The sequence below is a fragment of the Pseudomonas sp. LBUM1659 genome (assembly GCF_059716045.1).
Genome location: NZ_CP166797.1, coordinates 3,538,438 through 3,553,177, shown reverse-complemented (window position 1 = coordinate 3,553,177; position 14,740 = coordinate 3,538,438). Strand labels below are relative to the sequence as shown.

Here is a 14,740-nt window from a genome sequence, read left to right as displayed (position 1 = left end):
GGTGACACTCGATCTCGCGCCATACCTCACGAAGGGGGCTTCATATGGCTTCGGAAGAGCAACTGAAAGACGAGCTTGTGGTTATGGCTCCCCAAAAAAAGGCACCGTCGCCGCTGTACATTCCAGGGCAGATTACGAAAATCCACGATGCTGACGGAACGCCCAACGAGAATCGGGTGGGCGTCAACCGCAGCATGTGCACCTCCAATGCCTCGGGCTTATTGGTTGATGTACTGCCGTATCTGGAGGCTAAAGAGGGAGACAACATCCGCATTTACTCCAGTCTGGATCCGCTCCCATTGCTGTCATTCAACCTGCCTGCGGGTCAGGAAAATGAAATTTCCCACGTGTTCTTGCCGAGGCACCTGCTCAAACCGGGCTTCCAGGTTTTTCGGTATGAAGTGTTACGCAACAGCCAGAACGTAGGCGACTCCTTGCCGCTCGACGCCTTCGTCCGGTTTTTGATACCTGGCGGCACGGATCCGGAGCCGGATCGTCCCGGGCACTATCGATTGCTGGCGCCAAAGTTGCTCAATGTGCCTGCCGGGGGAATCACCCGAGAGCTGGCGGAGTCGGCTGAAGGGGTGCAGTTCGCCATTCCTGCTTATCTGAACATGCGCCAGTTCGACCGGATTACCGTGAGTCTGGGGGGAATGAATTTTCCATTGATGTGCTGCCCGAGCAGGTTGGCCAGGAAATCCGCGGCCGTATTCCGTTGGACGTCATTCTGAAAGCCGGTAATGGCGATCACATCTTTATTTATCGCCCGCGCGACGAAGTGCATAACCGTGCCAGTGACTGGTCATTGCGTACTTCGGTGTATGTCGAGGTCACCCCGGATCTGTTGCGGCCGGTGATTCTGGATGCGGTGCAAGTCGATCCGGATACAGGCGAATTGTTTTATGACCTCGCCACGCTGGGCAGCAAGAATATTCAGGTGGACGTGGTCACGCGTCCGGTCACCTTCGACCTGGGAGATACCGTCAAGCTGTCGGTCTCCAGCATCAAGAGTGGCGTTGAGACGGTGGTGTTCACCGAGTCCAGACCCGTTACCCAGATCAACAGCACCGTGCGCTTTTTCATGCCCAACGTCACGGCTGTGCAGTTGGCAAGAGAGCACATTTATTTCCGTTATGAACTGACCAAAATAAACACGGGCGATACCCGGCGCTCGAGCCGAACAACCGTATGGCTGAAGGGCAGTGCGGTGAACCTGCCAGCGCCGAAAATCCTTCCGATCAATGGTGTTGTGGTAGATCCCGCCAAAGCTGCGACCGGCATCGTTTCACCCCATGCCGGGATAGTCGCCCAAACCTGGTTGCACTTTTACGCGATTGGTACTGCACCGGGAGGAGTCGTGCACCTGTTCGATAGCGGACGGCGTATCAGCAGTTCTCAGGCCGCTCGCGACATGACGTTCCCGCTGTCCACGGCTTACCTGTCGAAGATCAATGGCGGGCCGCTCGAAGCGTATTACAAGGCCGGCACGAGCAAAGACGATCCGCTGGCGGCCGAATCCTTGCGCCACTCGGTACGGGTCGGCGAGCCCAAGCCCGACTTGCAGGCTGCCATCGTGGTGGATGAGGTGGATGGGGTACTGGATCCTGAACAACTGCCTCCCTTCTCGGATGCGGAGGTTCAGGTTCTACCGTTCCCGGACATGAAGGGGCACACCGTTTACCTGTGGTATCAGTCGGATAATCCGGCGGATTCGCAGCGCTACGACGACTCCATCGACATCGACGATCGCGATCTCGATATCCCGGTGTCGTTTTACCTGCCCCTGGACTTTCTCAAGGCAAACGTGGGTTACAAACTGACGATCGGTTACTCGGTAGAACCTGCCGATGGATCCGGCACGGAGCGCTTTGGGGCCGATGCGTCAGTGGCTATTGGCGCGAGTGCGAAGCAGCCATTGCCTGTACCGAAGGTATTGGAGGCCAATAACGCAGGTGTTGTGAATCCGGGGGACACGGCCAGCAATGGGGCGTCGGTGGTCATCGATGAGGCCGATCTCAAATTTGGCGATTACATTAAGTTGAAGTGGGACGGCGACGCACAGGACGGCGACTATTCGTGGGAGGAGTCCATTTCTTTCAATGCTGAAGGAAAGCCCTTCACCCATCAGGTCCCTCACCGGTATGTGCTGGCCAACCAGGACCTGGGTGTCCGGGTTTCTTATTCGGTGGAGCGCGCCGCCGGGGGCGAGCAGCCTTCCGATGTGCTGGTATTGAGCGTGCAGCGCGCGGTACTGCCGTTGCCTGCGATCAGCGAAGCGATGGGCCCCAATCGTGATCAGATCAACCCTGACGACGTGCCTGCCGATGGGGCCAGTGCCCGAATCGGGATCACCGCGCAACTCAAGGAAGGTGACGTCGTAACCCTGATGCCCAGCGGTGCACCCGCAATCATCAGGACAGTTTTCAAGGCTGATGAAGGGCGGGAGTTGATCATGAAAATTCCGCGCCTTTTCATCGAACAGCAAAATGGCGCAAGTTTTACTTTGGGTTACACCATCAGGCGCAGGGCGGGCGGTCCGGATGAACCGTCTGGCTTCAAGAACTTCGATGTTCGGCGCGTGATTGGCACCGGCAGATTGAAGGTCATGGGGGCGCGGCATAACTCCAATACCTATCGTTCCTCCAGCGCGCCGTGTCTGATGTGGGCCTTCAATGCCCAGACCCTCCAGCCGATGTTGGCGGAGTGGCGCTACGTTGGCGATGCGGCCTGGATTGCCGGCACCCAGTTCACCGATACCGACTCCTCCCGATCACTACAAGTACGCTCCTCCACCGAGCAAGTGACCCTAAATCCGGTCAACGTGTGTGGCAACGGCGTAGACGCCAACATTAGCGGCGCCGCAGCAGTTGTGGTGCTGCGCGATGCTCGAGTATCAGGTGGGGGTGTGGGGGGGCGTGATCTCGCCGGATTCGGCAATGCGTCCTACGGTGGCAACATTCCTCCGGTGTATCTGATCCTGGAGAATTTACAGGGCGTATTTTGTTCTGGCGGTGCGTTCGTCGCGCTCACCAGAGAAGGTGTTGCGCTGCCATTCGGCGAAGCGGGCAGTGGCGCCAATATGGGCGCGGTCAACCCTAACGGATTCAAAACCCTCGCCAGCAACAGTTACGCATTCGCCGGGCTGACGACTACCGGTGACGTGCGGTGCTGGGGCAATGCAACGTACGGTGGCACGCTGCCCGCGGGCGGATTGAGCAATATCAAACGTGTGTTCAACGGTGGCCTGGCGTTCTGTGCCGAGCGGATGGATGGCAGCATCACGGCTTGGGGCTCTGGTGTTGTGGCCAATCCGGTTCCAGGCGTCAACAACGTAGAGCGAATCATCTGTTCCTATCAGGCATTCGCGGGGATCACCCAGACTAAACGGCTGTTCGCGTTCGGCGTTGCAGGCTTCGGGGGCACGCTTCCTGCCGACATCGCCAACCGTACCGATATCCATCGGCTTTGCTGCGCCAATGCGCGTGCCTTTGTAGCACTCACCAGCGCGAAGAATGTGGTTGCCTGGGGTGAGGCCGGTTACGGGGGCAATCTCAATAACTTTCCCGGAATCGCCGCACTGCGTTTTGTCGATGTTGCCTCCACTTGGCAAGCGTTCGCAGGAATCACCGAAAACAACCGCGTGGCTGCCTGGGGAACAGCGCCAGCGGGTGTCGTGCCAGCGCCGATCTCTGCGCTCACCAACGCCATCCAGGTAGTCGGGACCGCTCATGCCTTCGCGGTGCTATGTGCTGACGGGCGGGTCTTTGCGTGGGGCAACGCAACGCTCGGCGGTGATACCTCACCGGTCGCCGCGCAACTGGTCAACGTCGTCGCCATTTACACCAACTCGCACGGGTTCATCGCGCTGACATCAGACAAGCGCGTGGTCACATGGGGGCATGCGACCGGCATCGGTGGCGCTGCCGGCCTTAACGGCTTTGTGTCCTATATCGACGACACGGCTACGGCAATGGATGCAGCAAACGTCGAAGCGAACGAGACAGCCGAGTCTCAATAAAACCATTCGAACTGCTCGACGCTGAGGTGACTGAAATGCTCGAAGAAAACACGAGTGTCCTGGCAACGCTTCCCGACCCGACAGTGGACGGTGTACTTGATGGCACCCTCGATCCGCAGGCGCTGGAGCCGAAAACAGCTGTGCGCCTGCGCGTGTATGCCGGGATGAAGTTCAACGATGAAATTCATCTGTACATTACCCCGCTGGGCGCCCCGCAAACGCTGATCGACAAGATCAAAATCAGGGCGAATCAGGGTGCCAACCCGCCTTTCTTCCTTGTCGACCGGAGTGTGTTTGAGCAATACCTGGGCGGCTTTATAGGGGTGAAATACGAAGTCTGGTTCAGTGATCAACGGGTGCACACGTCCCAGGAGCTGCAGCTGGAAATCAAGGCCGGCTTTGAAGGCGAGCACACGCTGGATCTGAGTGCCTTCAATTACGTGGTGGTGACCGGCAAGCCGCCCTCGAATCCGCCGGCGTTCAGCCGGTTTACCCGAGAGGCGACATGGGGCGTCGGCCCCTATGTCTACAGCAGCAGCGATGACAGGATTGCCAGGGTGGTGGATCAGCGGGCAGAAGTGACGGCCACTGGCAATGGTACTTGCCTGATCAGCGCTATCGATAGCGTGGGCCAGAGCAAAAAATATCAGGTGAATGTCAAAGGCATTGGTCAATTGCATTTCCTGACGGCCACCGCCAACTGGGAGGGTATGCGCGAGGCTTGTTCGGTTGCCCGGTTGCAACCGGCTTCCTTAGTTCAACTGCGACAGTTGCTGAACATTTACAGCGCCAGTGCCGGTGCGCTGACTGATTACTTCGGACGCTTGCCTTATCCGTTCTGGACCGGTGATACCAACGGCGCCAATACCGCCTGGATCGTCGATCTGGACAAACCGGTGAACGACCCGCTGGACCCTAATCCCACCTCCGCCGACCTGAGTGAGATTCATCAGGTATTGGGTGTGTCGATGAACTGAGTTTGCGCCGGGCGTAGCTCCGGAAGGGATTCCATGAACGTTTATCGTCTGCTGGTCACCAGCACGCTATTGCTTTGCCTGCAATTTAGTGGATTGGCCTGGGCTGTCACCGGCCCGGAAGTCGCGCAGATCCTTAACAGGCGTTATGCCATCGACCACCCAAGGTGTGCGGGCGACACCGATCCCTACCATTGCAGTGGCGTGATGGCGCGGGGTTCACAAACCAGTCCGGGGCGTCCGTTCTGGATGCTCAGCCCCGAAGCGATTGGTACTGGGTTCGAGCGATTTGCCTATCTGCGCAAAGACATCGCTCGGGATCCATCCTTGTTGCAAAACGGCTATGTGTTCACCGATAAATTTACGGCACTGGGGCTGGGTAAAACACTGGAGGTCTCACAGCCGGACCTGAGCGCGGAGGTGCGGGTCAGAAACTGGAGCGAGCAGACGCCGCAATCGATACCGGTCGAGGGGTTGTTTTATGACCGCAGCTTGCCCATGAGCTTGCTGGGGGCACAACGCGATCAACGTGATTATTTTCAGGTGACGGGTACGTGGCTGCCCATTTTGCGCCTGGACCTCACAGACGCAAATCAACAGGTTTTCGGCTTCAACCAGCAGGATCAGCTATATGCGGGCTATCAAGTGGCGGCCCGCTTGAACGCGCGGTTTCGCGACACTGCCGATAGGTGCTGAGATGGGCGCGTCGCCCCTAGCTGCAACGGTGTGCTGCTACGCGGTACGGCCGCGTCGACTCAGTTTCATGCCTGGAATCCCAGCCCCAACTCGGTAGGCCGCAACGGGGTGTCGTTTTCATGGGCAAGAGCCGATGTCGGGATGGTGCAGATCGCCGGTAATCAGGGATTGATCTTCAAGGAGTCGGCGGCACCGACACCCTATGACGCCAAATGGCGCTGCATTTACCCGACCAATGCCGGTACCAGCGGGATTCCCGACAGCTGCCGCACCTATTGCGACGTGCTCGGTGTGACCACGGTGGCCGCCTATCGAGCACAGGGCGGCACGTGTGCCTTCAACATCACACCCCCACAGGTTCAGTTGAGCATCGACGTGCGCAACCGCAATCCGGCCTGGAACGAAGTCATCGTCGCCGCCTGGCCGCAGAACATTCCGGGGCAATTGCCGCTCGAAGCGATTTTTGTGGTGGCCGGCACTGCAGGGCTGAAGGACGCCCAATTCATCCAGCGTGATTTCTATCAACAAACGGCTCGTACGGTGCCGGTTGTCCGCGTCGCGCTCAATGCCGCCAACGGCATTCCTTTTTCGTACGAGCCTTCGGATCAGGGTGTGCAGTAGGCACGGTGCGTCATCCTCAACGAGTATGTCCAGGGAGAGACTGGCATGAGTATCAGGCAAGGGATCGCGATGCGTTTCGCCTGGCTGTTAATGATACTGCTCGCTGCCAGGAGTGCGTGGGCGGTCACCGGCCCGGAAGTCGCACAACTGCTCAATGCCCGTTATCGGCTGACTTCTGATGTTTGTGCTGGTGCCACACCCGTGTATTTTTGTAGCGGAGTGCTGGCTCGGCGCTCGCAGAATCCGGCGAACGTGGCTTTCTGGAAACTCAGTGCCGAGGCCGTCACCTCTGGTGTGGAGCGATTTGATTACTTGCGGCTGGATCGGGTTTCGGTCGAGACAGGTCTGCCCAACGGTTTTGTGCTGGAGGATGTGTTCACGGCCATTGGCATCGGCAAACAACTTGAGGTCAGCGCCGCTGATTCGGATGCGCAGGCATTGGTCAAGAATTGGGATGATGCGGCACCGACCCGGATCCCGTTGCAGGCGTTGTTCTACAACCTGGGTGTCACAGGTACGCTTCGCGCAGCGCAAAAAGACCAACTGGCCTACTTTCAGGCCACGGGAGAGTGGCTGCCGATCCTGCGACTGCAGCGTGATGTTGAGCAAAAAACCCAGTTCGGGTTCAACCAGGCAGATCAACTGTATGTCGGTTATCAAGTGGCTGCGCGATTGAATGCGCGGTATGCCGATACAGCGCCGGGCTGTCGGGATGGGCGTGCGGCGTATTATTGCAAAGGTGTACTGATCCGGACGACGGATCAGTCGGCGGCGTTTCATTCGTGGAATCCCAGTCCGGGATCGGTACGCGGCAATGGCGCATCGTTCAGCTATCTACGCGCCGACGCCGGTGTAAGACACTTCTACAAATCCCAGGGGTTTGTCATCCGTGAGCAGGCTGCTCCAACCGGAAATCCCATGCGTTTACGCTGTGCCTACCCCTTCGACGCCGGCACAGGTGGCAGCGCAGATGTGTGCAGGACGCACGGCGGACTTTGCAGTGAATTGGGGGTGACCAGTGTCCAAGGGTGGGTCGCAAGGTACGGTGCCAGTGTCAACCGTTCGTGTGCTTTTGATGTAGATCCACAGCAGTTTCAACTCAGTATCGACGTGCGCAAGAATCGCGATGACTACTTCGGCTGGAACGAATTCATGGTTGCTGCGTGGCCCCAGAATAATCCGGCGCAACTGCCCATAGAAGCCTTCTTCTGGAACGAGCAGGCGCTTGTTCCGGGAAATGGTTTGCTCGGTGCTCAGTATGATCAAAAGGACTATTTTCAGGTGACCGGTCGCTCTATACCGATCCTGCGAGCAACGCTCGGCGCCGCCGCAGGACAAGTGTTTGTCTTCAACCCTTTGGAGCAGGGCCTGTAGCAGGATTACCGCGGATGCGCCGCTGCCAACAGCTCTTTGGTGTACGGATGCTGCGGAGAATCAAACACATCATGGCTGGCACCGCTTTCCACCACTTTGCCGTCCTTGATCACGATCATGTCGTGAGCCAGGGCGCGCACCACCGCCAGGTCATGGCTAATGAACAAATACGTCAGGCCGTGTTTTTCCTGAAGCTGGCGGAGCAGGGCGACCACTTGTTTTTGCACGGTGCGGTCCAGCGCCGAGGTCGGCTCGTCCAGCAGGATCAGCGCAGGTTTCAGCACCAGCGCCCGGGCGATGGCAATGCGCTGACGTTGGCCACCGGAAAATTCATGTGGGTAGCGATGACGGCTTTGCGGGTCGAGGCCGACTTCTTCCAGTGCCCGAATCACTTCGGCCTTGCACTGTTCATCGGTCAACTGGCTGTGCACCTCAAGGCCTTCGCTGATGATCTGTGCCACTGACATCCGTGGGCTGAGGCTGCCATAAGGGTCCTGGAACACCACCTGCATTTTCTTGCGCCATGGCCGCAGTTGCTTTTGCGTCAGGCCATCCAGTTCCTCGCCCTGAAAGCGAATACTGCCTTGGGAATCGAGCAGCCGCAGGATCGCCTGCCCGAGCGTCGACTTGCCCGAGCCGGACTCGCCGACGATGCCCAGCGTTTTGCCGCGCTGAATGTTGAGGCTAATGCCGTCCACGGCGGTGAGGTACGTCTTGCGCTGAAACAAGCCGCCGCCGAGGGGGAATTGCACGCGCAGATTGTCCACTTCCAGCACGTTCTCGCGCTCGTCGCGGGGCAGGGCTTCGCCTTCCGGTTCGGCGTTCAGCAGCACACAACTGTAGGGGTGCTTTGGCTCAGTGAAAATCGTTTCGCAAGTGGCCTGTTCGACGATTTCCCCACCCTTCATCACGCAGACCCGCTGGGCAATGCTGCGCACCAGGTTGAGGTCATGGCTGATCAGCAGCAGCGACATGCCGAGCCGTTGTTGCAGGGATTTGAGCAGGATCAGAATCTTGCGCTGCACCGTCACGTCCAGCGCCGTGGTTGGTTCGTCGGCGATCAACAACTCCGGCTCGCAGGCCAGGGCCATCGCGATCATCACGCGTTGACGCTGGCCGCCCGAGAGTTGATGGGGGTAGGCCTTGAGCCGCTCTTTGGGCTTTTGAATGCCGACAAGGTGCAACAACTCAAGGATCCGCGTTTGCGCGGCTTTGCCGGTCAGGCCTTTGTGCAGCAGCAGGGTTTCGCCGATCTGCTTTTCGATGCTGTGCAGCGGATTGAGCGACGTCATCGGCTCCTGAAAAATCATCGCAATGCGGTTGCCGCGCAATTCACGCAGCACTTTAGCTGGGGCGCCGAGCAGTTCCTTGCCGCGATAGCGGATACTGCCGGTGAATTCTGTACCGGTTTCGGGCAGCAATTGCAGAATCGAATGCGCCGTCACCGATTTCCCGGACCCCGACTCGCCGACCAGCGCCAGGCATTCGCCGGGGCGGATGTCCAGGCACAGATTGCGCACCACGGTTTCGCCATTGAAGGCGACGCTGAGGTCGCGGATTTCGATCAAGGGGGTACTCATATCAACAGTCCGCGTCAGGATCTCGGATCGAAAGCATCACGTAATGCCTCGCCGATAAACACCAGTAAAGAAAGAATCAGCGCCAGGGTGAAAAACGCCGTCAGCCCCAGCCATGGCGCTTGCAGGTTCTGCTTGCCCTGACCGATCAGTTCGCCGAGGGATGCGCTTCCGGCGGGCATGCCGAAACCGAGGAAGTCCAGCGCCGTCAGGGTGGTAATCGCCCCGGTCAGAATGAACGGCAGGTAACTCAGGGTCGCGTTCATCGCGTTGGGCAGAATGTGCCGCACGATCACTTTGCGATCCGTCAGGCCCAACGCCCGCGCGGCTTTGACGTATTCCAGGTTACGCCCGCGCAGGAATTCGGCGCGCACCACGTCGACCAGCGCCAGCCAGGTAAACAGCGCCATGATCCCCAACAACCACCAGAAATTCGGCTCGACGAACCCCGAAAGAATGATCAGCAGGTACAGCACCGGTAGCCCGGACCAGACTTCCAGCAAGCGCTGGCCGATCAGGTCTACCCAGCCGCCGTAATAGCCTTGAAGGGCCCCGGCGGCAATGCCGATCAGGGCGCTGACGAAGGTCAGCATCAACGCAAACAGGATCGACACTCGGGCGCCGAAAATCACCCGAGCCAATACATCGCGGGACTGATCGTCGGTGCCCAGCCAGTTCACATTTGTGGGCGGGCTCGGCGCGGGTTTGTTGAGGTCATAATTGGGCGTGTCGTCACTGAACGGGATCGGTGGGAACAGCATCCAGCCGCCGTCCTTTTTAATCAGCTTCTGCACATAGTCGCTGCGGTAATCCGCCTGGAATGGCAGTTGCCCGCCAAACGCCTGCTCGGTGTGGCGTTTGAACACCGGGAAATACCATTGCCCCTGATAGCTGACCACCAGCGGCTTGTCGTTGGCGATCAACTCGCCACCCAAGGTCAGCACAAACAGACCAATGAACAACCACAGCGACCACCAGCCCCGGCGGTTTTTCTTGAAACGTTCGAAACGGCGACGGCCCAACGGCGAGAGCTTGAACATCAGGCATTCCTCGCGGCAAAGTCGATACGCGGGTCGACCAGGGTGTAGCAGAGGTCGCCGACGAGTTTTATCAGGAGGCCAAACAGCGTGAAGATGAACAGCGAACCGAACACCACTGGATAGTCTCGCGAGACGGCGGCTTCATAACTCATGCGGCCCAGGCCATCGAGGGAGAAAATCACTTCGATCAGCAAGGAACCGGCAAAAAATACGCTGATGAACGCCTGCGGAATGCCCGACACCACCAGCAACATCGCGTTGCGGAATACGTGCCCGTACAGCACCCGGCGTTCGCTCATGCCTTTGGCGCGTGCGGTGATGACGTATTGGCGGGTGATTTCATTGAGGAACGAGTTTTTGGTGAGGATGGTCAGGGTGGCGAAACCGCCGATCACCAGCGACGTCACTGGCAGCACCAGGTGCCAGAAGTAGTCGGCGACTTTGCCCACCGTCGACAGCGAATCGAAGTCGTCCGAGACCAGCCCGCGCACCGGGAACCAGTTCAATGAGGTGCCGCCGGCGAACACCACGATCAGGAACATGGCGAACAGGAACGCCGGCATGGCGTAGCCGATAATGATCGCGGTGCTGCTCCAGATATCGAAATGGCTGCCGTGGTGCACGGCCTTGCGAATACCCAGGGGGATCGACACAAGATAGGTGATCAGCGTCGCCCAAAGCCCGAGGGAAATGGTCACCGGCATTTTTTCCAGGATCAGGTCGGTGACCGTGGCGCCACGGAAGAAGCTCTTGCCGAAGTCCAGCCGAGCGTAACTGGTGAGCATCAGCCACAGGCGTTCATGCGCGGGTTTGTCGAAACCGTATTGTTTTTCGATGTCCTTGATCAGCTGCGGGTCGAGACCACGGCTGGCGCGCGAGGTGCCGGACATGGTTTCGCCGGACCCGCCACCGACTGCCGCGCCGCCGATGCCTTGCAGGTGCGCAATGGCCTGTTCCACCGGACCGCCCGGTGCCGCCTGGACGATGACGAAGTTGACCAACAAAATGATCACCAGCGTCGGAATGATCAGCAGCAAACGCCGCAATATGTAAGCCCACATCAGTGCGGCCCTCCGGGTTTGCCACGGCTGATTTGTTCAGCGGTCATTTGCTGGTTGGTCAGCGGCGTGGTGCTTATTTCCCACCAGCTCTCGATGGCTTCGTCATTGCTGGCCTGAACGTTGGGGCGGCCGAAGCGGTTCCACCAGACGGTCGATGTGCCCGGCGGGTAATAGTTGGGAATCCAGTAGTAGTTCCATTGCAGCACCCGGTCGAGCGCGTGGGCGTAACGCTGCATCTCGGGCTGGGTGTTGGCGTGGACTAGCCCTGTGATCAGCGTGTCGACTGCCGGGTTCTTCAGCACCATGTAGTTATTGGCGCCGGGGTCGTTGGCCGAGATCGAGCCGAAGTAATTGAACAGTTCGCCCCCCGGTGAGGTGGTGACCGGGTACCCGGTGACGATCATGTCGTAATCGCGACTCATCAGGCGATTCACGTACTGCGATGAATCGATACGGCGGATGTTCATATCGATGCCGATCTGTTTCAGGGTGCGCTTGTAAGGCAACAGCAATCGGTCCATGCCGTTCTGACTGACCAGGAAGGTAAAGCTCAGCGGTTCGCCCTCGGCATTGACCAGTTGATCGCCATCGGGTTTCCAGACGGCCTGTTCGAGCAGGTCCAGTGCTTGCAATTGCTTATCGCGAATCACACCGCTGCCATCGGTTTTCGCTGCTTCGAAGACCTGGGTGAACACCTCGTCGGGGATCTGCCCGCGCAATGGTTCAAGAATGGCCAGTTCCGCTGCATCGGGCAGTTCTCGCGCAGCCAGGTCAGTGTTGGAGAAGTAGCTCTGCTGGCGGATGTACATGTCGCGCATCATCTGCCGGTTGCTCCACTCGAAATCCCAAAGCATGGCCAGTGCCTGGCGCACCCGGCGGTCCTGGAAAATCGGGTTCTGCAGATTGAAGACAAACCCCTGGGCGGGTTGCGGCGCATCGGTTGCCAGGTGAGCCTTTTGCAGGCGACCGTCGCTCAGGGCCGGGCTGTCATAGCCAATGGAAAAGCCGGTGGCGGAGAATTCGCGATTGTAGTCATAGGCCCCGCCCCGTAGCACCTGGCGCGCGACGTCGGTGTCACCGAAGTATTCGATGCTGAAGCGATCGAAATTATAGAGACCGCGGCTGACGGGTAAATCCTTGCCCCACCAATTGGCGTCGCGCTCAAACGTGATGCTGCGACCGGAGTCGACTTTGCCCACCTTATAAGGGCCGCTGCCCAAAGGCGCCTCGTACCCGCCGCCGCCGGCGAAGTCGCGGGTCTTCCACCAATGTTCGGGAAACACCGGCAGCGTTGCGATGTCGAGGGGCAGGGTACGGTTTTCGTTACTTTTGAAATCGAACCGGACGGTGAGAGGCGATTCGACTTCCACGCCTTTGACGTCAGCGAATTGGGTGCGATAGCGCAGGCTGCCCTGGGTCATCAACAGGTTGAAGGTGTAGCGCACGTCTTCTGCCGTGATCGGTTTGCCGTCGGCAAAGCGTGCCTTGGGGTTGAGATAGAACCGCAGGAACAGACCGTCGTCCGGGCGCTCCATCTTTTGCGCGACGAGGCCGTACACGGTATAGGGCTCATCCAGCGAGCGCTGGGCCAGCGGCGAGTAAAGCAAGCCGTCGATTTGGGTGACGCCAATGCCCTTGTCGATGTACGGCAGGATATGGTCGAAATGACCGATTTCGATCGCCGAGCGACGCATCGTGCCGCCCTTGGGGGCTTGCAGGTTGGTGTAGGCAAAATGACTGAAACCAGCGGGATACTTCGCGGGTTCGCCGTACACGGTCAACGCATGTTGCGGTGCTGCATTCACACCGGCGGCGCCCAATAGCAGCGCCACGGCAGTGAACAATAAAGTGGGGAAAGCCAGTCGCATTGTCAGCCTTAGAGCCGGAGGATCGAAAACCACAATTTGTACGCTAGCGGCGCGTCCCTCGCCAGCCTAAAAACGTATCTGAAACACAACGGCCCACCAAAAGGCGGGCCGTTATGCGTAAAGCCTGGCGGATCGATCAGTCCTGACGACTGGTCACTTCCAGCAAGTGATAACCGAACTGGGTTTTCACTGGGCCTTGTACGACGTTGATTGGAGCGCTGAACACCACGGCGTCGAATTCCTTGACCATCTGGCCAGGACCGAACGAACCCAGGTCGCCACCTTGACGGCTGGACGGGCAAGTGGAGTTGGCTTTGGCGATTTCGGCGAAATCAGCGCCGCCTTCGATCTGGGCTTTCAGTTCGTTGCACTTGGCTTCCGAGGCAACCAGGATGTGACGGGCAGTGGCTTTAGCCATGGGAAATACTCCTTTCAATATTCAGTAAAGTGCGGAGCCTACCGGATTCAGTGGTCTATTTCTCGTCAAAGTTCCGGACAGATTATAAGCCGGCGTTTTTCAGGCGCTCGGCATGCTGCACATACAGCGCAGCGGGATCGATGGCTTTGCGGCTATGGCCATCTGAATGGCCAAGGCTGCTCAGATGATCCAGCGGATAGTCGGAGCGGATGACTTTGCCCAAATGTGAGCTGTAGCGGCCGACCATGCCGTCATTTTGCTCCGCTTCCGTGGTGAAGTAATGGGAAAAAGCCCGAAGGAACCCGTGCAGCGGGTCGAGCGCATTGAGCTCTTCGTCGAGAAGGGTTCCCTGTAACGTGCCGCTCCAGGAGTAATAACGCACGCCGTTAACCAGTTCGCGCCCCTTGCCACCCCAGGTCTTGGGCAACCCTTGAGGGTACTTGTCGTTGAAAGCCCCCACGCCTTCGGTGGTCAGCGCATTGAGCGCGGCGACAGCGTTCTGCGGCAGGTGCAGGTTGCCGCTGAGCAACGACACAAAATCGGCGAACAGCGTCGCCACCGTCGCGGCGACATGTTCCGGAAGACGGCCGGGCGTCAGTGCCTTGCGCAGGAAGTCGGCCAGTTCCGAACCGTGGTTCGGGCCGCTGACGGAGGTCACGGACGCAATGGCATGGGGGGCCATCGCCGCCGCATAACGTGCGGCCAATGCACCCTGGCTATGGCCGATCAAGTTGACCTTGCGGGCGCCGGTTCCTTCCAGCACCCGGTCGATCTGTGTCAGCAGTTGGTCGCCACGTGCTTCGTTGCTATGGGTAGCCGACAGGTGCGGGATGAACACCCTGGCCCCCGCACTTCGCAGGGACTGCTTGACGTTATGGAAGAATTCGATTGTGCCGATGCGATCGAAGCCGAAGAGCCCGTGGATCAGCAGGATAGGGTACTGGGTGGTTGCATTCCGTAGCATGTTCATTCCTTTTTCGCGGTCGTTCAGAGGTGTGCAGATGGGCTCACTCTAAAGCACCCCAGCGCTTCGGCGGTGTATGAGGAATCCGCTGTAAGCTGCTGAAAAAGGTATAGAAATCGTAGGAAAATT

At 58.7% G+C, this 14,740-nt stretch carries 12 protein-coding genes; 6 read left to right on the top strand and 6 right to left on the bottom strand.

Features of this window, described 5'->3' with window-relative positions; translation table 11 throughout:
• The first annotated feature begins 44 nt into the window (after positions 1–44).
• From ACA048_RS16060 to ACA048_RS16035, 6 genes are all read left to right on the top strand, one after another.
• Complete coding sequence (locus ACA048_RS16060; RefSeq protein ID WP_497625302.1) at positions 45–731, top strand: Fe(II)-2OG oxygenase family protein; 687 nt, start codon at positions 45–47, stop codon at positions 729–731.
• Entirely contained in the window at positions 671–4,018 is a 3,348-nt protein-coding gene (locus ACA048_RS16055) for an RCC1 domain-containing protein (RefSeq protein ID WP_497625301.1), read from the top strand. The genes ACA048_RS16060 and ACA048_RS16055 overlap by 61 nt, the downstream gene beginning before the upstream one ends.
• A 35-nt stretch (positions 4,019–4,053) precedes the next feature.
• Entirely contained in the window at positions 4,054–4,995 is a 942-nt protein-coding gene (locus ACA048_RS16050; protein ID WP_497625300.1) for an immunoglobulin-like domain-containing protein, read from the top strand.
• Between the two features lie 33 nt (positions 4,996–5,028).
• The gene (locus tag ACA048_RS16045; RefSeq protein WP_497625299.1) at positions 5,029–5,688 is read left to right on the top strand and encodes a hypothetical protein; all 660 of its coding nucleotides are present in this window, start codon (positions 5,029–5,031) and stop codon (positions 5,686–5,688) included.
• Positions 5,689–5,829: 141 nt separating this feature from the next.
• On the top strand, positions 5,830–6,309 hold the full coding sequence (locus tag ACA048_RS16040; RefSeq protein ID WP_497625298.1) for a hypothetical protein: 480 nt from the start codon (positions 5,830–5,832) through the stop codon (positions 6,307–6,309).
• Between the two features lie 69 nt (positions 6,310–6,378).
• A complete protein-coding gene (locus ACA048_RS16035; protein WP_497625297.1) occupies positions 6,379–7,683 on the top strand; it encodes a hypothetical protein in 1,305 nt (434 codons plus the stop codon).
• Positions 7,684–7,688: 5 nt separating this feature from the next.
• On the opposite strand, the gene ACA048_RS16030 is transcribed toward ACA048_RS16035, so the two are convergent.
• From ACA048_RS16030 to ACA048_RS16005, 6 genes are all read right to left on the bottom strand, one after another.
• The gene (locus ACA048_RS16030; RefSeq protein WP_497625296.1) at positions 7,689–9,263 is read right to left on the bottom strand and encodes an ABC transporter ATP-binding protein; all 1,575 of its coding nucleotides are present in this window, start codon (positions 9,261–9,263) and stop codon (positions 7,689–7,691) included.
• A gap of 14 nt (positions 9,264–9,277) precedes the next feature.
• On the bottom strand, positions 9,278–10,300 hold the full coding sequence (locus ACA048_RS16025; protein WP_497625295.1) for an ABC transporter permease: 1,023 nt from the start codon (positions 10,298–10,300) through the stop codon (positions 9,278–9,280).
• Positions 10,300–11,361 carry a microcin C ABC transporter permease YejB gene (locus tag ACA048_RS16020; RefSeq protein ID WP_497625294.1) on the bottom strand — a complete coding sequence of 354 codons (1,062 nt, stop codon included), beginning with the start codon at positions 11,359–11,361 and terminating at the stop codon, positions 10,300–10,302. The genes ACA048_RS16025 and ACA048_RS16020 overlap by 1 nt, the downstream gene beginning before the upstream one ends.
• The gene (locus ACA048_RS16015) at positions 11,361–13,229 is read right to left on the bottom strand and encodes an extracellular solute-binding protein (RefSeq protein ID WP_497625293.1); all 1,869 of its coding nucleotides are present in this window, start codon (positions 13,227–13,229) and stop codon (positions 11,361–11,363) included. Before ACA048_RS16015 ends, ACA048_RS16020 begins: the two co-directional genes overlap by 1 nt.
• Before the next feature lie 136 nt (positions 13,230–13,365).
• Positions 13,366–13,647 carry a peptidylprolyl isomerase gene (locus ACA048_RS16010; RefSeq protein WP_497625292.1) on the bottom strand — a complete coding sequence of 94 codons (282 nt, stop codon included), beginning with the start codon at positions 13,645–13,647 and terminating at the stop codon, positions 13,366–13,368.
• A gap of 82 nt (positions 13,648–13,729) precedes the next feature.
• Entirely contained in the window at positions 13,730–14,611 is an 882-nt protein-coding gene (locus tag ACA048_RS16005; protein ID WP_497625291.1) for a lipase family alpha/beta hydrolase, read from the bottom strand.
• Positions 14,612–14,740 lie beyond the last annotated feature (129 nt).

Coding starts and splice junctions, on each gene's coding strand:
- ACA048_RS16060 (WP_497625302.1), top strand. CDS start 45: ATGGCTTCGGAAGAGCAACTGAAAGACGAGCTTGTGGTTATGGCTCCC.
- ACA048_RS16050 (WP_497625300.1), top strand. CDS start 4,054: ATGCTCGAAGAAAACACGAGTGTCCTGGCAACGCTTCCCGACCCGACA.
- ACA048_RS16045 (WP_497625299.1), top strand. CDS start 5,029: ATGAACGTTTATCGTCTGCTGGTCACCAGCACGCTATTGCTTTGCCTG.
- ACA048_RS16040 (WP_497625298.1), top strand. CDS start 5,830: ATGGTGCAGATCGCCGGTAATCAGGGATTGATCTTCAAGGAGTCGGCG.
- ACA048_RS16035 (WP_497625297.1), top strand. CDS start 6,379: ATGCGTTTCGCCTGGCTGTTAATGATACTGCTCGCTGCCAGGAGTGCG.
- ACA048_RS16030 (WP_497625296.1), bottom strand. CDS start 9,263: ATGAGTACCCCCTTGATCGAAATCCGCGACCTCAGCGTCGCCTTCAAT.
- ACA048_RS16025 (WP_497625295.1), bottom strand. CDS start 10,300: ATGTTCAAGCTCTCGCCGTTGGGCCGTCGCCGTTTCGAACGTTTCAAG.
- ACA048_RS16020 (WP_497625294.1), bottom strand. CDS start 11,361: ATGTGGGCTTACATATTGCGGCGTTTGCTGCTGATCATTCCGACGCTG.
- ACA048_RS16015 (WP_497625293.1), bottom strand. CDS start 13,229: ATGCGACTGGCTTTCCCCACTTTATTGTTCACTGCCGTGGCGCTGCTA.
- ACA048_RS16010 (WP_497625292.1), bottom strand. CDS start 13,647: ATGGCTAAAGCCACTGCCCGTCACATCCTGGTTGCCTCGGAAGCCAAG.
- ACA048_RS16005 (WP_497625291.1), bottom strand. CDS start 14,611: ATGCTACGGAATGCAACCACCCAGTACCCTATCCTGCTGATCCACGGG.